The organism is Stenotrophomonas sp. YJH_SMC_106-19 (assembly GCF_059368375.1).
The window spans coordinates 1,474,787-1,493,958 of sequence record NZ_JCAFRQ010000001.1; the positions used below are offsets into that span (position 1 = coordinate 1,474,787).

The 19,172-nt window shown below is 66.1% G+C and carries 18 protein-coding genes; 9 read left to right on the forward strand and 9 right to left on the reverse strand.

The window, feature by feature from the left end:
* Nucleotides 1–23 precede the first annotated feature (23 nt).
* Complete coding sequence (locus AC5P5M_RS06615; RefSeq protein WP_277381166.1) at nucleotides 24–1,529, forward strand: YifB family Mg chelatase-like AAA ATPase; 1,506 nt, start codon at nucleotides 24–26, stop codon at nucleotides 1,527–1,529.
* A gap of 7 nt (nucleotides 1,530–1,536) precedes the next feature.
* On the opposite strand, the gene AC5P5M_RS06620 is transcribed toward AC5P5M_RS06615, so the two are convergent.
* The 4 genes from AC5P5M_RS06620 to yidA form a co-directional block, all read right to left on the reverse strand.
* Nucleotides 1,537–1,971, reverse strand: a complete 435-nt coding sequence (locus tag AC5P5M_RS06620) for an NUDIX hydrolase (RefSeq protein ID WP_277381167.1) — start codon at nucleotides 1,969–1,971, stop codon at nucleotides 1,537–1,539.
* Between the two features lie 64 nt (nucleotides 1,972–2,035).
* Nucleotides 2,036–2,455 (reverse strand): hypothetical protein, encoded by a 420-nt coding sequence (locus tag AC5P5M_RS06625; protein WP_277381168.1) that lies wholly within the window; start codon nucleotides 2,453–2,455, stop codon nucleotides 2,036–2,038.
* A 109-nt stretch (nucleotides 2,456–2,564) separates the two neighbouring features.
* A complete protein-coding gene (locus AC5P5M_RS06630) occupies nucleotides 2,565–4,883 on the reverse strand; it encodes a TonB-dependent receptor (RefSeq protein WP_495205675.1) in 2,319 nt (772 codons plus the stop codon).
* Between the two features lie 279 nt (nucleotides 4,884–5,162).
* Complete coding sequence (yidA, locus tag AC5P5M_RS06635) at nucleotides 5,163–5,996, reverse strand: sugar-phosphatase (RefSeq protein WP_495205676.1); 834 nt, start codon at nucleotides 5,994–5,996, stop codon at nucleotides 5,163–5,165.
* A 149-nt stretch (nucleotides 5,997–6,145) separates the two neighbouring features.
* Between yidA and AC5P5M_RS06640 the strand changes: the two genes are divergently transcribed.
* Nucleotides 6,146–6,808: an exopolysaccharide biosynthesis protein gene (locus tag AC5P5M_RS06640; protein ID WP_053518150.1), complete on the forward strand. Its 663-nt coding sequence runs from the start codon at nucleotides 6,146–6,148 to the stop codon at nucleotides 6,806–6,808.
* 130 nt (nucleotides 6,809–6,938) lie between these two features.
* On the opposite strand, the gene AC5P5M_RS06645 is transcribed toward AC5P5M_RS06640, so the two are convergent.
* Both AC5P5M_RS06645 and AC5P5M_RS06650 read right to left on the reverse strand, forming a co-directional pair.
* A complete protein-coding gene (locus AC5P5M_RS06645) occupies nucleotides 6,939–8,249 on the reverse strand; it encodes a PQQ-dependent sugar dehydrogenase (RefSeq protein WP_065174340.1) in 1,311 nt (436 codons plus the stop codon).
* Nucleotides 8,242–8,682 carry a DUF2231 domain-containing protein gene (locus AC5P5M_RS06650; protein ID WP_053518153.1) on the reverse strand — a complete coding sequence of 147 codons (441 nt, stop codon included), beginning with the start codon at nucleotides 8,680–8,682 and terminating at the stop codon, nucleotides 8,242–8,244. The genes AC5P5M_RS06645 and AC5P5M_RS06650 overlap by 8 nt, the downstream gene beginning before the upstream one ends.
* A 286-nt stretch (nucleotides 8,683–8,968) precedes the next feature.
* Here AC5P5M_RS06650 and AC5P5M_RS06655 point away from each other — a divergent pair, with 286 nt between their 5' ends.
* The 6 genes from AC5P5M_RS06655 (at nucleotide 8,969) to AC5P5M_RS06680 (ending at nucleotide 14,915) form a co-directional block, all read left to right on the forward strand.
* Complete coding sequence (locus AC5P5M_RS06655) at nucleotides 8,969–10,744, forward strand: S8 family serine peptidase (protein ID WP_495205677.1); 1,776 nt, start codon at nucleotides 8,969–8,971, stop codon at nucleotides 10,742–10,744.
* Nucleotides 10,744–11,340 carry a S8 family serine peptidase gene (locus AC5P5M_RS06660; protein WP_495205678.1) on the forward strand — a complete coding sequence of 199 codons (597 nt, stop codon included), beginning with the start codon at nucleotides 10,744–10,746 and terminating at the stop codon, nucleotides 11,338–11,340. The genes AC5P5M_RS06655 and AC5P5M_RS06660 overlap by 1 nt, the downstream gene beginning before the upstream one ends.
* 180 nt (nucleotides 11,341–11,520) lie before the next feature.
* The gene (locus AC5P5M_RS06665; protein WP_053518158.1) at nucleotides 11,521–12,345 is read left to right on the forward strand and encodes an AraC family transcriptional regulator; all 825 of its coding nucleotides are present in this window, start codon (nucleotides 11,521–11,523) and stop codon (nucleotides 12,343–12,345) included.
* A 30-nt stretch (nucleotides 12,346–12,375) separates the two neighbouring features.
* The gene (locus tag AC5P5M_RS06670) at nucleotides 12,376–13,464 is read left to right on the forward strand and encodes an alpha/beta hydrolase family protein (RefSeq protein ID WP_053518159.1); all 1,089 of its coding nucleotides are present in this window, start codon (nucleotides 12,376–12,378) and stop codon (nucleotides 13,462–13,464) included.
* A gap of 90 nt (nucleotides 13,465–13,554) precedes the next feature.
* Nucleotides 13,555–14,238 carry a VOC family protein gene (locus AC5P5M_RS06675; RefSeq protein ID WP_495205679.1) on the forward strand — a complete coding sequence of 228 codons (684 nt, stop codon included), beginning with the start codon at nucleotides 13,555–13,557 and terminating at the stop codon, nucleotides 14,236–14,238.
* Nucleotides 14,239–14,297: 59 nt separating this feature from the next.
* The gene (locus tag AC5P5M_RS06680) at nucleotides 14,298–14,915 is read left to right on the forward strand and encodes a YiiX/YebB-like N1pC/P60 family cysteine hydrolase (RefSeq protein ID WP_414487822.1); all 618 of its coding nucleotides are present in this window, start codon (nucleotides 14,298–14,300) and stop codon (nucleotides 14,913–14,915) included.
* 52 nt (nucleotides 14,916–14,967) lie between these two features.
* Here the strand turns inward: AC5P5M_RS06680 and AC5P5M_RS06685 are convergent, their stop codons facing one another.
* The 3 genes from AC5P5M_RS06685 to ubiA form a co-directional block, all read right to left on the reverse strand.
* Nucleotides 14,968–15,123, reverse strand: coding sequence for a hypothetical protein (locus AC5P5M_RS06685; RefSeq protein ID WP_312555957.1), 156 nt, complete (start codon nucleotides 15,121–15,123; stop codon nucleotides 14,968–14,970).
* 241 nt (nucleotides 15,124–15,364) lie between these two features.
* A complete protein-coding gene (locus AC5P5M_RS06690; protein ID WP_193396040.1) occupies nucleotides 15,365–16,789 on the reverse strand; it encodes a short-chain fatty acid transporter in 1,425 nt (474 codons plus the stop codon).
* Nucleotides 16,790–16,894: 105 nt separating this feature from the next.
* A complete protein-coding gene (ubiA, locus tag AC5P5M_RS06695; protein ID WP_495205680.1) occupies nucleotides 16,895–17,788 on the reverse strand; it encodes a 4-hydroxybenzoate octaprenyltransferase in 894 nt (297 codons plus the stop codon).
* Between the two features lie 161 nt (nucleotides 17,789–17,949).
* Between ubiA and AC5P5M_RS06700 the strand changes: the two genes are divergently transcribed.
* Entirely contained in the window at nucleotides 17,950–19,116 is a 1,167-nt protein-coding gene (locus tag AC5P5M_RS06700; RefSeq protein ID WP_253119204.1) for a nucleotide sugar dehydrogenase, read from the forward strand.
* Nucleotides 19,117–19,172 lie beyond the last annotated feature (56 nt).

The window sequence follows — 19,172 nt, forward strand, 5'->3', positions numbered from 1 at the left end:
CTCTCTCTCTGCAGGAAGCACACATGAGCCTGGCCCTGGTCTACAGCCGTGCCCGCGCCGGGGTCGAGGCCCCGCTGGTGCGGGTGGAAGTACATCTTTCCGGTGGCCTGCCCGCCACCCAGATCGTCGGTCTGGCCGAAACCAGTGTGCGCGAGTCGCGCGAACGCGTACGTGCGGCGCTGCTCTGCGCGCGCTTTGATTTCCCGCAACGGCGCATCACCCTGAACCTGGCGCCCGCCGACCTGCCCAAGGAAGGTGGGCGCTACGATCTGGCCATCGCTCTGGGCATTCTTGCCGCCAGTGGCCAGATCCCGCCGCAGTCGCTGCTGCCGTACGAGTTCCTGGGCGAGCTGGGCCTGACCGGCGAGCTGCGCCCGGTTGCAGGCGCGCTGCCCGCCGCCATCGCGGCGGCCGAAGCGGGCCGCATCCTGGTGGTCCCACCGGGGAATGCGGCCGAATCGGCGCTGGCCGAACACGCCGACGTGCGCGTGGCCCGCACGTTGCTGGAATGCTGCGCCGGGTTGGGCAATCCGCGCCTGCTGCCGCAGGTTGAGCGGGTGGACACCACGCCCCTGCCGCTGCCGGATCTGGCCGATGTGCGCGGGCAGGTGCATGCACGGCGCGCGCTGGAAGTGGCTGCGGCCGGCGGGCACCATCTGCTGCTGATCGGCAGCCCCGGTTGTGGCAAGACCCTGCTCGCCTCACGCCTGCCCGGGCTGCTGCCAGCGTCCACCGAGATCGATGCCTTGCAGCTGGCGGCCATCGCCTCGGTCAGCGGCGAAGGGCTGGACCCGAAGCGATGGCGGCAACGACCGTTCCGCGCGCCACACCACAGCGCCAGCGCTGCGGCACTGGTGGGCGGCGGCAATCCGCCCTGCCCCGGCGAGATATCACTGGCGCACCATGGGGTGCTGTTCCTGGACGAACTTCCCGAGTGGAACCGCAGCGCGCTGGAGACCCTGCGCGAGCCGCTGGAATCGGGCCACATCCGCATCGCCCGCGCTGCACGCAGCGTGATGTTTCCGGCGCGGTTCCAGCTGGTCGCGGCGATGAACCCCTGCCCCTGCGGTTGGGCCGGCGACCGCAGCAACCGTTGCCTGTGCACCGATGAGCGGATCACCCGCTATCGCGCGCGAGTCTCCGGCCCGTTGCTGGACCGCATCGACCTGCACGTCGCGGTGACGCGCATGGATGCGGTGGAGCTGCGTGAGAGCACGCCGCTGGGCGAGCCCAGTGATGCGGTGCGCGGGCGGGTGGAGGCTGCGCATGCGCGGCAGCAGATGCGCGGGGGGCTCAATGCGCATCTGCCGCCCGCTGCGCTGCGCGCGTGCACGCGGTTGGGCGAGGCCGACCAGGATCTTCTGGAACACGCCATCGAGCGCCTGCAGCTGTCAGCGCGCGCGATGCATCGCATTCTGCGCGTGGCACGCACGATTGCCGATCTGGCCGGGTGCGAGAACATCCAGACCGCACATCTGGCCGAGGCGATTGGCTATCGACAGCTGGATCGGGGGAAGGCGAGCCAATGATGCTGCGTCATGACCGCAGCCGCTCCAGCAATGCCGGCAGCCATTCCGGCTTGAACAGGGAAGCTGGCTGTTCTCTCATCTCTTCTGGGCGCCACCATTTCCACGCCCTGATCGTTGCACTTTCCTCCTCCGTCCACCCATCACGCTGGATGTCGGGCTGGTTGGGGCTGCGGACCAGAAAATACTCTTCCAGCCATCGCGCAGGCGTTGATCGGGCGACCGCGTAGACGGCATCGCGCTTTTCCAGCCGCTCTCCTATCGGCAGATCCAATCCGGTCTCCTCCCGAAGCTCACGCCGTGCGGCGTCCGCATATCCTTCCCCGGGCAGAAGCTCCCCGCCCGGTGTAGCCCAGAAGGGAGCGTGGTGTTCATCGTGATACCGGAACAGCAGCACCGCATCCTCACCAACGATCACAAGGCGTGCAGATCGTCTGATTTCCATCGTTTCCTGTCCTTACCGGCCCACCCCAGAATAGGCCAAAAGCAGGCGGACCGAGAGAAAGCCATCAACGCGTGTCGATTCCTGGCCAGTGATTCGCTTTCCCGGGGATGGGCGCCTGTCGCCGGACGGCAACGGACGCCATGCGGCGGCTGACAAGGCCGAAGAGGTCCCGCAGTTCGGCTGCGCGCTCGGGCGTGCTGTTGCTGCCGAATAGCACACGCGCCAGCGCGGCTTCACGTGTGTCATGCGGGAACCGCAGGCGGTCGCGGTACACCTTCTGGCATACCAGCCAAGCCCGGCGCAGCCCACCGCCGGGCAGCGGGCGGACCACGCGTTCGTAGACCTGCCAGAACTGGTATTCGCCCTGCAGGTCGATCGCCGGCGCCACGGACAGCGCCTGCCGGGGCCGTCGTGGGCCGCCTATGCCGAACAATCGGGTTGGCGGGGTGTGCTGTGCCATGCGAACAGAATGACCCAGCAACATTGTGGGAACCTTGCGTCACTGCCGGAAAATCGCTGCCGGCCGCGCAAAGGTGGGTCTGGGGTCAGAGCCCTTTGCTGGGCAAAGGGCTCTGACCCCGACCATCATTGCCTCAGAACGCCATCGAGGTGCTGAACATCAGCTGCCGGGGCGCGCTGCGCTGCAGGGTCTGGTAATCCCCCGAGAATGACGAGCCGGCGATGGTGGCGGTGCCGATGTTGTGGCGATTGAACAGGTTGCTCACGTCCAGCCGCAGTTCCAGCTCCGGTACCGCGCTGTCCGCACCGAAGCGGTAGGCGGCATAGGTGTTGACCTGCCAGAAGGTCGGCACGCGGATGTCGTTCTCGTAGGTGAAGGGCTGGCGCAGGTAGGAGGTGCTGGTGGCGCCGAGCCGCCAGTCGCCGATGTGTGCGGACAGATCGCTGACCAGTGATATCTGCGGGTAGCCCGGCTGCGCGTTGCCCTTGATCGGATAGACCGTGTTACCCACCACGAAATCGCTGTCGTAGTACGAGCGTGCCACGGCCACGCCCTGGTAGAACTGCAGGTGGTCGGTCAGGTCGGCGGTGATACCAAGGTCGGCGCCGATCACATGCATCTTCGGCATCAGCCGCACGGTGTTGATCTGCGCGAACTGGGTACCGATGGCGGCCGACAGCAGTCGGTTGCGGATGTCGTTGTAGAACACGTCGCCGGTGATCGTCAGTCGGTCGAAACGATGCGAAGCACCGATGGTCAGGTTCCAGTTCTTCTCCGGGCGCAGCGTGCCGGCTACGCGGTCGAACTCATCCTGGTCGGTGATGGTCCACGCCGAGGCGGTGTAGCCGATGTTGCCGCGCTGGGCCACGCGGTAGCCGTTCATGGTGTTGACCAGGTCGATGAACGCATCGGTGGATTCAGTCGGGCTCCAGAACAACGATACATGCGGCAGGAAGTTGCTCTTCGCGCGCAGCGTGCCGTTCACCGGCCGGTCCTTGGCATCACCGAGGCCGCCACCGCTGGTGCGGAAATCCACGGCCTTGAAGCCGACGCCCAGCTTCAGCGTATCGTTCAGCACGATGTCGTCCTGCAGGTAGAACTGACGCGAGCGGGTCACCCAGCACGATGCGTTGTCGGTCCTGAACGCCGGGCCGTACACATCGAACGGACCGGTGGCCTTCAGCGGCGGACCCTCGCCCAGCAGCGGCTGCTGGTACCACTCGGTCTTGGCCGCGGCCTTGCTCTTCTCCTGCCAGAAACCGGCAGTGAAGGTGTGCACGCCGGCCTCGAACTGCAGGTTGAGCATGCCACCCAGCCGGTTGAGGTGCGGCGTCTGCACCTGTTCGGAGAGCGGCGCGCCGTTGGGCGACGGCACGTTCGGGTCGGTCAGCGTGGCCTGGGTGTGGCTGTTGGCGTTGTACAGCTGCACGTTGGCGCCCAGCGCCGGGCTGATCTGGAAGCGATGGTTGATCGAAGACACCCGGTCGCGGGTGCTCTGGCCGGTGTCGTACGGAATCAGTTCGGACAGCTCACCGCAGGTGTAGGCACCGCAGGATCTGTCCGCATTCTCTGGCGAGGCCACGTACCAGGCCCACGCGTAGTCCGGGTAGAAGATGTCGGCCTTCCAGCCCAGCCTGCGGATCATGTCGAAGGAGATGTTGTTGTAGCCCCAGACCTTGGCCTTGCTGTCGGACAGGAACACAGTGAAATCGCCCCAGGCGACGTCCTGCTGCAGCTTCAGGTCGCCGCGCAGGAAGTTCTGCGTGCCCTCGCCCTGGTACTTGTCGGCCGATACCCGCTGCAGGTCGACCAGCACTTTCGGGCCATGTTCGCCGAGCTGGCCAGTTTGCCCGGACACGGTGGTGACCAGGGTGCGGTTGCTGCCCACGCCCTGTTTCACGCCCAGGCTGGGCGTATCTTTCAGGTCGCGCAGACGGTATTCGAGACTGCCGCCGTTGACGCTGCTGGAGAACACGCTGACCGGTGCGCCGCCGGGGCTGACCGTGATCGCGCCGATGCCATCGGGCACGCCCACGTTCACCACGCTGGTACCAGTGAGCGAAAGGAAACCGTTGTCGTTCAGCGGCACGCCTTCGAAGGTGATGCCCATTTCGTTCATGCGGAAGCCGCGCACGAACAGGCTGGTGGCCGAGATATCCAGGCCCAGGCCGTCGGTGGCGGTGTAGCTGGCGCCGGGCACCTGCTTCAGCATGGCCAGGCCGTTGTTGCCGGTGAGCATCGCGTCCAGGTCTTCGGCCTTGATGAGGTAGCGGTTGGGGCCGACCACCTGGGTCGGTGCAACGGCGGCGCCGCGCGGCGTGGCGATCACCTGCAGGGCATTGAGCGTAGTGGGCGTGTCGAGCGCAGCGTCGTGCGTGTCTGCGGCGTACGCAGGGGCTGCGATGGCCGCGATGATAGCCAGGGCGAGGCGCGTCGTGGGTGGGGTATTCATGGGCAGATCCAGGGTGCAGAGGGAGAGGGGCGCAGGCGCACGCCCAGCGCGTTGCAGCACCGGTGTCGGCGCCCTGGCTGGCGGTGCGATTGCGTTGAAGGGGAGACGACGCGGTGCGCGCCGGTCAGCAGCAGAAGACGATCATCTGCCGCATCATTCGATGGCGTGATTTCGACGTGCGGAATTCTTGCATCGCACTGCCGCGTCCGCCATTGCGCCGTGGTACAGCGGTCATGGCGGTGGGAGTATGTGGGCTATACGCGGGTATAGCCGGGCGCCTTACCGCAGCACGAAGCGCTCGATCGCGCGCGCCACGCCCTCGTCGGCATTGGTGGTGGTCTCGAAGCGCGCCACGGCCTTCACCGCATCGATCGCGTTGCCCATCGCCACGCTGGTGCCGGCGTACTGCAGCATGGTCAGGTCGTTCTCCTGATCGCCGATGGCCATGACGTTGGCACGGTCGATCCCCAGGTGCTCCGCCAGTTTCTGCAGGCTGGGGCCCTTGCCTGCACGATGATCGAACACCTCCAGGAAGAACGGTGCGCTCTTCAGCACCGCGAAACGCTCGGTCAGCTCACTGGGCAACCGCGCAATGGCCGCATCCAGTACCTCCGGCTCATCAATCATCATCAGCTTGATGAAGGACATGGTGGGATCCATGTCGGCCACTCGGCGGTACGACAGCGGCATGCGCGAGAGGTGCGAGTCGGCCACCGTGTAATAGCTGATGTCCTGGTTGGGCGTGTACATGCGCTGGCTGTCCAGCGCCTGGAAGTGCACGCCCAGTTCGCGCGCCACCTGCTCGCAGAACAGGAAATCGTCAAAGCTGAGCGGGCACTCCACCACCGTTTCACGCGTGCCGATGCGCTGCACCAGGCCGCCGTTGCAGGCGATGCAGTAGTCGTCGTTGCCATCGATGCCCAGTTCGTGCAGGAACGGCGCCAGGCCGGGGACCGGGCGGCCGCTGGTCAGCACGATGTGCACGCCCAGCGCGCGCGCCTGCGCGATAGCCTGCTTGGCGCGTGCGGTGAGCGCGTGGGTGGGATCCAGCAGGGTGCCATCCATGTCGATGGCGACCAGTTCGACGGTCGATTGCCTGCGGCCCATGTCCATTGCGTTCAACTCATGCGGGGCACGCCAGTTTACCCCCTCATGCCCGGTTCACCTCTTTGCCCACGTTGGCCGGGATACTGCCACAGCCTGTGCGTCCCACACCGCAGGACGGCCCGTTGACCGCCCTTCCCTGGAGAAGCTTGCGACGCATGACCTACCGTGCCCCCGAAACCAACGACAGCGCGCCCTTGGCCCAGCAGATCGAGCAGATGATCGACGAGCTGCCCGGTGACCAGGTCAGCGTCGGCACCTTGCTCGGCGCGCTGGGCGATGAAGGCCTGCTGCTGATCGTGATCCTGCTCTCGGCCATCTTCATCATTCCGGTGTCGATTCCCGGGCTGAGTACCGTATTCGGTGCCTCGATCCTGCTGATCGGCCTGAGCCGGGTGCGCAACCGCCCGCTGTGGGTGCCCCAGAAGCTGGCCCGTCGCGAGATAGCCACCGACAAGCTGAAGGCCAACCTTGGCCGCGCACTGAAGTGGGTGCACCGCATGGAGCGCCTGTCGCGACCGATGCGGCTGGCGGTGATGGTGCGCTCGAAGAGAATGATGCGCCTGAACAACCTGGCCCTGATCGTGGCCACGCTGCTGCTGATGGCGCCGGCCGGGCCGATTCCCTTCAGCAACACGCTGCCGGCACTTGCCCTGATGTCCTTCGCCATCGGCTTCATCCAGCGTGATGGCGCGGCGGTGGCAGCCGGCTATGCCTTCCTGGTCGCCACGGTTGCGTACTTCGGCGTGCTGCTGGGCGGCGTCGGGTTTGCGGCCGAATCGGTGTTCAGCGGGTTCCGCAGCGGTACCACGGAACTGTAGAGCCGAGCCCACGTTCGGCTGCTCTTCGACCTGTACGCGGAAACCCAGCGCTGCGCGCGTAGGCCGAGCATGGGCTCGGCCCTACAGAAGCCAGATCCAGAGCAGTCGAGCATGGCTGGACTCTGCAGAGCTACCTGGCCGACACACGCCACACCACATCGCCGACGTCGTCGGCCACCAGCAGGGCGCCCTCGCTGTCGATGGCCATGCCCACCGGTGCGCCCCTCAATGTCTTCTCGTCCTCCGAGGCAAAGCCACTGACCACGGTCTGCGGACGCCCCGTCGGCCTGCCATCCTTGAACGGCACATACACCACTTCATAGCCGCTCAGCGGAGAGCGGTCCCAGCTGCCATGTTCGCCGATGAAGGCGCCGCCGTGGTACTTCGCCGGCAGTGCCTGGCCGGTATAGAACAGCAGCCCCAACGGTGCCACGTGCGAACCGATGGCGTAGTCCGGGCGGATCGCTTTGGCCACCAGATCCGGCCGCTGCGGCTGCACACGCTCGTCCACATGCTGGCCGTAGTAGCTGTACGGCCAGCCGTAGAAACCATGTTCCTGTACCGAGGTGAGATAGTCCGGCACCAGGTCGGCACCGATCTCGTCACGCTCGTTCACCACTGCCCACAGCCTGCCGGTGCTGGGTTCCCAGTCCAGGCCGGTGGGGTTGCGCAGGCCGGAGGCATAGATGCGGCTGCCGCTGGTCGCCACGTCCACCTCCAGCACCACCGCGCGCCGGTACTCGATGGCCAGGCCGTTTTCGGTGATGTTGCTGTTGGAGCCCACGCCCACGTACAGCTTGCTGCCATCGCGGCTGGCCAGCAGATCCTTGGTCCAGTGGTGGTTGACGGTGCTGGGGAGGTCGGTGAATTCGCTGCCCTTGTCGGACATGCGCGTTTCGCCGGGCACGTAGTGGTACTTCATGATGTTGTCGGTGTTGGCGACGTACAGCGTGTCGCCGAGCAGGGCGATGCCGAATGGCGAATGCAGGCCCTCGATGTAGACGTGCTGGGTCCATGTGGCAGTACCGGGCGCGCGCCGCAGCAGCGTGACCCGGTTGCCTCCCTTGCCGGCCTTGCCCGAGCGCGCCTTCACCTTGCCGGCAATCCATTGCTTGGGGGTGGTGACCGGCTCGGTGCCCGGACCGTTGCCTTCCACCACCAGCACATCGCCATTGGGCAGGGTCAGCAGGCGGCGCGGGTGCTGCAGGTTGGCAGCGATGCGCTCGATCTTCAGTCCGTCGGCCACCGACGGCGCCTGCCCATCGGCCCAGCCCACCCCGCGCGGTACCTGCATGGGCGGCATCAGGTAGTTCTCCGGCGCCGGCAGCGGCGGATGCGCACCGGATTGTTCGCTGGGGTGATATTCGGCTTTGCCGGCACACGCCGACAGGATTGCGGCCAGGACCAGCCCGCCTGCAGCAGGCACGATGCGATCAACCATGACGGCCTCCTTGCAGCACCGGCGGCTGCAGTGACAACAGGACATGGCCAAGACCGATCAGTGCAACGGTCAGCGCCGACAGGATCGTGCCGGGAACGGCCACCGCATACGCATCACGGCTGTGCACGAAGGCGTTCCAGATGGCCAGGGCGACCGCCACCAGATTGAGCAGGAAATCGAGGCGGTCGATGCGCGTGGCAGTGTTGCCCCGGCGCCAGACGGCGAACAGGTTGATCAGTCGCGGCACGATGGCGATGAGCAGGCCGAACGTGATCAGCCAGGCCGCAGATTTGCCCCACATCACCTCGGCAGAGTTGAGGTAGATGGCATCGAAGATGAGGGCGCCGACGAAGAAGCCGAACGGGATCGGGTTCAACAGGCTGAACAGCGTCGTGCCAAGGCCACGATGGGCCTGGGCCAGCGGATTGACCATCGTCCTGCTCCATTGCGGGGAAGTGCACGGGCCTTGGTAACACAGTCGGTGGTGAAGGCGCGCGATGAGCCTTCGTTTCTGCGGCGAGGCCAGGCTCGGCTTTACAACAGGAATACGCAGTCGTCATTACCGCGAGACATAAGTGTTTGTGACGCAATCGGCACATCTGCAGATTGCTGCCGTGAAGAGGTAGGGGGTTCTCGGTTGTGTCGCGTTTGGCTCGTTGCGATGGGGCAATTCCGTCCCGCCGTCCTGCCAGGCCGATTCACAACAGAAGGATTCGTGTATGAAGCGACACACGCACCACTCCGCGCCACCGCGCTCCGCGCGGCTGGCCCTGGCCACTGCCCTGGTACTGGGCAGTTTGGCCGTGGCCGCCCAGGCCCAGCAGGCCGATCCGCTGGCCGGCATCCAATGGCATCTGCTCAACACCGGGCAAGCGGTACAGGGCGACACGCGCCCGGTTGCCGGCAATGATCTGAACGTGGATGGGCTGTTCCGCAATGGCATCCGCGGCGAAGGAGTGATAATCGGCATCGTCGACGACGGCCTGCAGATCGCCCACCCGGACCTGGCCGCTAATGTGGCAGCCGTGGCGGGCAAGAACTTTGCCAACAACTCCAACAACCCCTCCCCCTCCGCTCCGGATGTGGACAATCACGGCACCATGGTCGGCGGCATTGCCGGCGCGGTGGGCGCCAACGGCGTGGGCGTGCGCGGCGTCGCCCCGGCGGCCACGCTGAAGGGCTTCAACGTACTGGCCTCCGATGCAAGCGGCAGCCAGACGGCCAACATCGAGTACTCGTGGTGGGACGGCGCCGAGGCCGCCGACGTGCAGGTGTTCAACAACAGCTGGGGCGCAGGCCCGGGCAACCCGAACCTGCCGTTCGCGTTCAGCGAGAACGACATCCGCGCGTACGAGCAGGCGCTGTCCGGCACGCGCGGCGGCAGCGGCGGCATCTACGTGAAGTCCGCCGGCAACAACTTCAACAACGCATCGATCAGCCAGACGCAGGATGTCTGCACCACCGACACCAAAAACCGCGGCACCGGCTGCGTGCCTGCCGGCCGCGACCCCCGCAACAATCTGTTCAATGTGATCACCGTGGGTGCGGTGCGCGCCGACGGCGTGCGTTCGTCCTATTCGTCCACCGGTGCCGCGCTGTGGGTGTCCGCATTCGGTGGCGAGTACGGCTGGCAGCGGCAGGTCGTCCCGGGCCAGCCTGCCGTCCGCTACGATCCGGCCATCGTCACCACCGATGTCACCGGCTGCGCGCAGGGCAGCAACAAGAACACGAGCCTGCGCAACACACTGGACGGCAATCAGTCCGCTGTCGACAGCACCTGCAATTACACCGCCAAGATGAACGGCACTTCGGCCTCGGCGCCGATGGTGTCGGGCGTCGCGGCGCTGGTGCTGGAAACCAATCCGAACCTGACGTACCGCGACGTGAAGTACATCCTGGCCACCACGGCGACCCGCAACCATCCCAACCAGCCTGCCGTGACACTCGCCGATGGACGCACGCTGGTGCCGGGCTGGACCGTCAACGCTGCAAACCGGGCCTACAGCAACTGGTACGGCTTCGGCGTGGTCAACGCGGCGCGCGCGGTGGAGGTCGCAGAGAACTTCCAGTCTCTGGGGCCGCTGGTGGACAGCGGATGGCGCAACACCACGCGCCGGGTCGCCATCGGCAACACCTCCGCTGCGGCAGCGCGGCTGACGGTGCAGCTGGCCAATGTCGCACGCAACGTCGAATCGGTGCAGCTGGGCTTCCGGGTGAATCACAGCAACACCCGCCAGCTGCAGTTCGTGCTGGTTTCGCCCAGCGGTACGCGCAGCGTGGTGCAACCGGCGTTCACCTCGATCGGCTCCGGCCTGTCGGGTTCCGTGGCGATCCAGCGCAACTTCACCAATTGGGACCTGCTGTCCAGCAACGCCTTCCTGGATGAGACCGGCAACGGCACCTGGACCCTGGAAGTGACCGACATGGGGCAGTCCGCGAACGCAGCGTCGCGCGGCAGCCTCGAATTCTTCAAGATCCGCGTTCTGGGGCACTGATGATGAAGACGACCATTCTGTTGACCACCCTCGCCGTCGCGGCGATCTCCTCTACCACCTGGGCGCAGAGCTCGACCCAGGCCCCCACAGCCCGGAGCCTGTCTGCCGTGGACGCACAGGAACTGAAGGCCAGGGCCACGGGCCGCGCGTTCAACGTGGGCGCGACCCGCTTCCAGCTGGCGCCGTCGGCCACCGTGCAGCAGGCCAAGGGCGGTGAGTTCCGCATCACGCCCTCGACCGACGCACCGGCGCCCGCCACCGGTACCCGCAGCAAGCGCTCCACCGAGGCCAGCAGCACCGGCGCCGCTGCACGTCTGGATGCTGGTGCCGGCAAGTTCGCCGCCGCCGTTTCCAGCGACGGCGCGCCGGTGGTGGCCACCTCCCGGGTAAAGGTCTTCTTCACCGATGCGGCCTCCGCACAGCGCGCGGCAACGGCCACCGGCGGCACCGTGGTGAAGGTGTCCAAGGCCTCCGGCCGTGCGATCGTCGAGTACCCATCGGTGAACGCCGCACTGGACGCGACCACACGACTGCTGTCGACCGCCGGCATCCGCGCCGCCGAGCCCGACGTCGTGCAGTGGGAAGAAACCAAGTGAGGCGGTAAAGCGTTGTGTGGTATCCCCGGCGGGCCGGCTCTCCCGGCCGGCCGGGGACTTTGCCGGAGTCGACCGGCGGCCCGGTTCTCTCCCCATGTCAGCCATCCACTGCGCAAGAACTGCTAAGCGCAGCGGCAGCCGATCCGCTACTGTGCCGGACAGTGCAGCGGGGATGGCGGGATGAGCGCGGCAGGCAAGGCGTTGTGGTACATCGAAACCCATGCGGGCCGTCCGCTGGCGCTGGCCGATATCGCGGCTGCCGCTGGCCTGTCGCCCTTCCATCTGTCGCGTCTGTTCCACGCGCGCACCGGCACGTCGGTGATGCGCTACCTGCGCGGCCGCCGCTTGAGCATGGCGGCGCAGCGGCTGGCCGACGGTGCCGACGAAATCCTGCCGGTGGCGATGGACGCCGGTTATTCCACGCATGCCGCGTTCACCCGTGCCTTCTGCGAGCAGTTCGGGCAGACCCCCGAACGGGTGCGCGAGTCCGGCACTGCGGATCTGGTCCTGGTGCAGGCGGCGCGCGTGGACGACATTCCCACCGCCTGCAGCGTGGCACCGCGCCTGCTCGACACGCCTTCGTTCCAGGTGGCCGGAATCGGCATGCGCCACACCCGCCACAGCAGTGGCGCCATCCCCGGCCAATGGGCGCAGCTCAACCGGGAATGGCCCAAACCCGCACCGGTCAGTTTTGGTGTATGCCACGACAGCGATGACGACGGCGGATTCACCTACCTGGCCGCATTGCCCAGCGCCGCGCTGACCTCGATTCCAGCACATTGGCAGCGCCTGCAGATTCCCGCGCGCCGCTATCTGGTGGCCTGGCATGACGGCCACATCTCGTCCATCCGCGCCACCTGGTTCTGGTTGCTGGATCACTATCTGCCCACCTCCGGATTGAGTCTTGCCGCGGCGCCGGACCTGGAACGCTACGACGCCCGCTTCGATGAGCACACCGGCAACGGCGGTGTGGAGATCTGGCTGCCCGTGGACCCCCACCCCTGATGAATGCAACACACTGAAAGGAGTCGTGCGATGCGCTTGATGCACCTGCTGCTGGGCCTGGTCCTGATTGCCCCCGCGTCGCTCGCCGGCGTCCCCGGCAGTGGCCTGGCCGGCGAACACCAGGCGGTGACCACCGTGGCCAGCGCTGCGGTACGCGACGCGCAGCAGCGCGATACGCTTCGCTACACCGTCTGGTATCCGGCTATGGCGGGCAGCAGCGAAGTGCCACTGCGTATCGGTCCGCCCGATGCACCGTTGTTCGTGGTGGGCCAGGCGGCGCCGGAGGCCGCCATTGCCGGTGGCCGCCTGCCGACCTTGCTGCTCTCGCATGGCAACGGCGGCAGCGCCCGCATGATGGGCTGGCTGGGCACCGCGTTGGCGCGCGCTGGTTATCTGGTGATCGCCGTCGACCATCCCGGCAACAACGGCGTGGATGAATTGACCCTGCAGGGCAGCATGCTGAGCTGGCTGCGTGCGGATGATCTGCGCGCCGCATTGGCCGCCGTGCAGGCCGATCCCAAGCTGGGGCCGCACGTGGATGCGCAGCGGATCGGTGTAATGGGCTTCTCGGCCGGAGGCTACACGGCCCTGCTGGCGGCGGGGGCGCGACCGGACCTGCGGCGGTTGCGTGATTTCTGCGAAGCCCATCCGGATGACGGTGTGTGCCAGCCACAGAGCGAGGCGCCGTCGCACACCCTGGAGGCTCGCAAGGCCGCGGCGGCGGCGGCGCATCTGGCGCCGTGGATGGCCCGCGCCGATGATGCCCGCCCGGTCCCGGGTGTGCGCGCCGTGTTCCTGATGGCACCAGCGATCATGCAGGCGTTCCCGCCCCAGCAGTTGCAGGCGCTGCGGCAACCGGTGTCGATCATCCAGGGCGCGGCGGACACGGTCGCTCCTGCAGCCACCAACGCGGAGGTCGCCAAGGCGTCCATCGCGGAGGCGAGACTGGATGTCCTGCCCGGTGTCGGCCACTACGACTTCCTGTCCGAATGCACGCCGCTGGGCCAGCAGCGACTGCCCGCCCTGTGCAGCAGCCAGACGCCAAGAGCGCAGACGCATGCACGCACCGTGGCGGAGGCGCAGCGGTTTTTCGAGGCCGCCCTGAAGCCGCGCCCGTAGCGCTTCGCGACGCCGTGTTGCACGGATGAAGACGCCGCGCGAAGGCCCGTGCCACTACACTGTCAGCGCACGCTTCGAGGCGGAGAGACCATGCGTCTGTTGCGTCTCACCCTGCCGGTATCCGACGTCACCGGGGTGGCGGCCTATTTCCGCGATGTGTTGCAGCTGCCGGTCAGCGGCAACCGCATCCACATCGGCTGGAGCACGATCGAGCTGCGGCTGGCCGAGGACGTCGCGGTCGGCGGCGTGCACCTGGCCTTCAACGTGCCGGACAACCGTTTCGCGGCCGCCATGACCTGGCTGCGCGAGCGTACGCCGCTGCAGCGCAACCCGGCAGGACTGGACTACTTCGCGCTGGAAAGCAGCTGGCAATCGCAGTCGGTGTACTTCACCGGCCCGGATGGACTGATCCTGGAGCTGATCGGCCGGCGCCGGCTTCCGTGCAGTCCGCAGGAGGGCGCCTTCCATGGCAGTGAGATGACCTGCCTGAGCGAAGTCGGTCTGCCCAGCCACGATGTCGATTCGGTGCGCCTGCAGGCCGCCGGGCGCTTCGGCCTGCAACCGATCAGCGCGCCCTCGGCCCAGTTCGCACCGATGGGCGATGACGAGGGCCTGCTGATCGTCGTTGCCGCCGACCGGCGCTGGTTCCCCGAACAGAAGGACCTGCCCAACGCACGGGGATTGCAGGTGCTGATGGGAGATGTACCCGCGGGCGAGCTGCGGGATGCGGAATTGGGCTGGGAGGTACGCGCCGTACCGCATCGGCGGGGCTGAACGGGCCGTGTGCCGTGCAGGAACCTACAATGGCGCTTCCTCCCGTTGCCGGACCCTCCATGCGCCGCATCCTGCTGTTGTTCGCCCTGTTGTTGCCCGCTGCCGCTGCGACGGCCGTGGATCTCCAGGAGGGCGACCTGCTGTTCGTCACCGCAGGGCAAAGTGGCCTGAGCGCTGCCATCGATGATGCGACCGGTACGCAGGCTCATCCCGGTTTCGATCATGTGGGTCTGGTGGCCGCCACGACGCAGGGCTGGGAAGTGCTGCATGCGGACGAGAAGGGCTCGCGCCGGCAGACGTTGGCTGCGTTCCAGCAGGACGCGCGCGCCCGGCTGCGGCAGATCGTGGTCTACCGCCTGCGCGCACCGCACAACGCTGCCATCGGCGACGCCGTCGCCACCGCGCGTACCCTGCTTGGAAGGCCCTACAACGCCTCCTACGTGCCGAACGATGACAGCTACTACTGCTCGGACTTCATCGAACGTGCCTTCCGTGCCCACCATGTATTCGCGCTGCAGCCGATGAACTTCCGCAATCCGCAGACCGGGAAGATCGCCCGGCATTGGATCGACCTCTACCGCAGCATGGGCATGGACGTACCGCAGGGCGTACCGGGTACCAATCCCAACGACATGTCGGCGGCGCCCGTGCTGGAGCGGATCGGCACACTGGAATGAGAAGCCCCGCACAAGGCGGGGCTTCAGGCGATGCTGGACAGGGACGCGAGGGTCACTCTTCCTCGTCCTGCCCGCCCTGCTGCTGGTTGCGCTGGCCGCGCTGCTGCTGTTCCTGCTGCTGTTGCTGCTGCTGATCGCGACCGCGCCCCTGCTGATCCTGCTGCTTCTGGTTCTGCTGGTTCTGCTGGTTCTGATTGTGCTGGCCCATTGCGGTGTCTCCAGTGCCACTCGCGGAATGCGGTGGTTGCGGCCATCGTCTGCAGCGGTGGGTTAACCATGCGTTGTGACGCAGCTACAGAAATGTGCATGCGCGTGAATGAACCGGCGTGGCGCCTTGTGCCACAAGCGGCTGAAGGATTCATGTGGGTTCGGCATGTGCTCATGCCCGCAGAGGCTGTGACCCATTCAGCGGCGCCCGCCCGGCCCGGCCGCGCAGCGGGCGCAGCACCTCATGGCATCACAGGCGGCACGTAATCCAGCGTCATGCCCAGCAACCACAGCAGGCCCAGCACCAGCGGGATGTGCACCAGGAGCTGGATGAAGGTGAAGCCGACGATGTCGCGGGCCTTCAGGCCCAGCACGCCCAGCAGCGGCAGCATCCAGAACGGATTGATCAGGTTCGGCAGTGCTTCGGCGGCGTTGTACACCTGCACAGCCCAGCCCAGGTGCGCCTTCAGTTCGTTGGCCGCCTGCATCACGTACGGTGCTTCGATGATCCACTTGCCGCCGCCGGAGGGAACGAAGAAGCCCAGGACCGCCGAGTACACGCCCATCACCAGAGCGAACGTATCGGTGCTGGCGATGTGCACGAACAGGCTGGACAGCCGGTGCGCCAGCGTCTGCCCATCGGCGCCGGCCGCGTGGGTGAGGATCATCGCGATGCCGCCATACAGCGGGAACTGGATCAGCACACCGGTCGTGCTGGGCACCGCCTTGGCCACCGCGTTGAGGAAGCTGCGCGGGCGCCAGTGCAGCAGCAGGCCGAGCGAGATGAACAGGAAGTTGTAGGTATTGAGGTTGGCGATTGCGGTCACCACCGGCTTGTTGGCGAACTCGTTGAACAGCCATCCGAAGGCCAGCAACGAGAGCAGCACGGTCAGCAGTGGGCTGTATTCGAGCCATTCGCCGGGGCGCGTGCGGCGCTGCAGCGGCTCAGGCTCGGCCTGCGCCGCACCGGGAAACGATTCAGCGGTGCGCGCACTGCCAGCCGCCGGTGCGGTCAACCAGGCAATCAGCAGTGACACCAGGATCAACGCCGCGGTCAGCACGATCGACTGCCACAGGAAGATGGTTTCAGTGAAGGGCAGTACGCCGGTGATCTCCACCAGCCCCGGCGGCATGCTGGCCGGGTTCGCCTGCAGCTGCGCAGCCGAAGAACTCAGGCCCATCGCCCAGACCGCGCCCAGGCCGAGGTAGGCGGAGGCACCCGCTGCGCGGTAGTCCATGCGCAGATCGGTCCGGCGCGCCAATGCACGCACCAGCAGACCGCCGAACACCAGCGAGAAGCCCCAGCTGAGCAGCGAAGCCAGCATGCTGACCAGGCCTACATAGACCACCGCACCGCGCCCCGTGCGCGGCACCCGCGCCAGCAGTTCGATGAAGCGCGCCACCACAGGCGCGGTGGCCACGGCATAACCGCCGATCACCACGAAGGCCATCTGCATGGTGAACGGAATCAGGCTCCAGAAGCCATCGCCAAAGGCACTGGCCGTGGTCTGCGGCGTGGAACCGAAGCCGATGGCTGCCAGGGCGACGATGACCACGCCCAGCACCGCGAACACGTAGGCATCAGGGAACCACTTTTCCGCCCAGGAGGCCGAGCGCAGCGCTGCGCGCGCCATCCAGCCATCCTGTACTGCTGCCGTCGAGGCCATCACCTACCCTCCCAGGTTCGATGGCTCGATTCTCGGCCTCGCGGCGGAGACTGTCAGTCGCCTATTGGTCGTAGGACGGTACGGGCCCCTTCCCGGCTGCGCCTGTCAGCGCAGCGCCAGATCCAGCGCGATACCGGCGAACAGCGCCGCGCCGACCCAGTTGTTGTGCAGGAACGCCTTGAAGCATGGCCCCCGCTCGCGGTTGCGGCAGATCCAGAATTCGTACCCCACCAGCGCCGCAGCCACCGCCAGGCCGGACAGGTACCAGCTCCCCAGGCCGGCGCGCACACCGACCAGCGCCATGGTCGCCAGGAACAGGGCGTAGAGCACCCCTTGGATCACCAGATCCAGGTCCCCGAACAGGATCGCCGTGGAGCGCGAGCCCATCTTCAGGTCGTCCTCGCGGTCGACCATGGCGTACCAGGTGTCATACGCGGTCGACCAGAGGATGTTGCCGGCGTACAGCAGCCAGCCCAGCAGCGGCACTTCGCCCTGCACCGCGGCGAATGCCATGGGAATACCCCAGCCGAACGACATGCCCAGATAGACCTGCGGCAGGTGCGTATAACGCTTCAGGTAGGGATAGCTGGCGGCCAGGAACACGCCGATGAAGCTCATGCCGATGGTCAGCCCGTTCAGGGTCAGCACCAGTCCGAATGCCACCAGCATCAGTACTGCGAACAGCACCAGCGCGGCACGGCCACTGATCGCCCCTGTCGCCAGCGGACGGGCCTTGGTGCGCTCCACATGCGGGTCGAGCCAGCGATCGGCGTAGTCATTGATGACACACCCCGCCGAGCGGGTCAGCCAGACGCCTGCGGTGAACACGAACAGGGTCCACAGCGGCGGCATGCCGCCTGCCGCCAGCCACAGCGCCCACCAGGTGGGCCACAGCAGCAGCAACGTGCCGATCGGACGATCCGCGCGCATCAGACTCCAGTAATGCCGCCAGCGCGGCGTCGCCGGCGAATGCGGCGAAGTAAGGGGGGTATCGGCCATGGCGATAGGATACTCCTGGACGACGACGCGGCGTGGGGGAAGGTTGCGAACCCCGGCCGTCAGGCCCCGGCCATCATCCATGTAGTAGCATTGCGACCCCCATGTCACGTCATCTGCGCGCAAGGCCACACCTGCCCGCTGATGCAGGAAAGGAAACCCACATGAAAATTGCCGTGGTCGGTACCGGTTACGTTGGCCTGTCTAACGCTGTTCTGCTGGCACAGAACCATGAGGTCATCGCGCTGGATATCGACGCAGATCGCGTTGCGCGCATCAACGCTGGCAAGTCGCCAATCGAAGACGCGGAGATCGAGGCATTTCTCGCGCGGGGCGGCCTGAATCTGAAGGCCACGTTGGATCGCAAGGAGGCCTATGAGGACGCACGGTTCGTCATCATCGCGACGCCCACCGACTATGACCCCCTCACCAATTACTTCAATACCCGCTCCGTTGAATCGGTACTGCGGGATGTGCAGCAGATCAATCCGGATGCGCTTGTCGTGGTCAAGTCCACCGTCCCGGTAGGCTGCACTGAACAGCTGAGGGAACGTTTCGGTACACAGAATGTCATTTTCTCTCCGGAGTTTCTGCGCGAGGGAAAGGCCCTGTACGACAACCTTCATCCCAGCCGCATCATTGTGGGTGAACGTTCAGAGCGTGCGTTGGAGTTCGCTGAGCTTCTCAGGGAGGGAGCCATCCGCAAGGACGTGCCCACAGTGTTCACAGGTTCCACGGAAGCCGAAGCGATCAAGCTGTTCGCCAACACCTACCTGGCCATGCGCGTTGCCTACTTCAACGAGCTGGACACATATGCGGCGGTGCATGGACTCGATACCCGACAGATCATCGACGGCGTCAGCCTCGATCCGCGTATCGGCAACCATTACAACAACCCGTCCTTCGGCTACGGCGGCTACTGTCTTCCGAAAGACACGAAACAGCTGCTGGCAAACTACAGCAACGTGCCGCAGAACCTGATCCACGCCATCGTGGAAGCGAACCGTACCCGCAAGGACTTCATTGCCGACGACGTGATCGCGCGCTCACCGAAGGTGGTGGGCATCTATCGCCTCGTCATGAAATCCGGATCGGATAATTTCCGTGCCTCCGCCATCCAGGGCGTGATGAAGCGCATCAAGGCCAAGGGTATAGAGGTCATCGTCCACGAGCCCGTACTACAGACCCCGCACTTCTATAACTCCCGGGTCATCAACGACTTGGAGCGATTCAAGTCGGAAGCTGACCTGATTCTGGCCAACCGGCTGTCCGCCGAGCTTGAGGATGTCTCCGACAAGGTCTACACCCGGGATCTGTTCGGAAACGACTGATCCGGCGTGATGCCGGAACAGCCAATAAAAAGGCCCGGTACGCCAACGCGTACCGG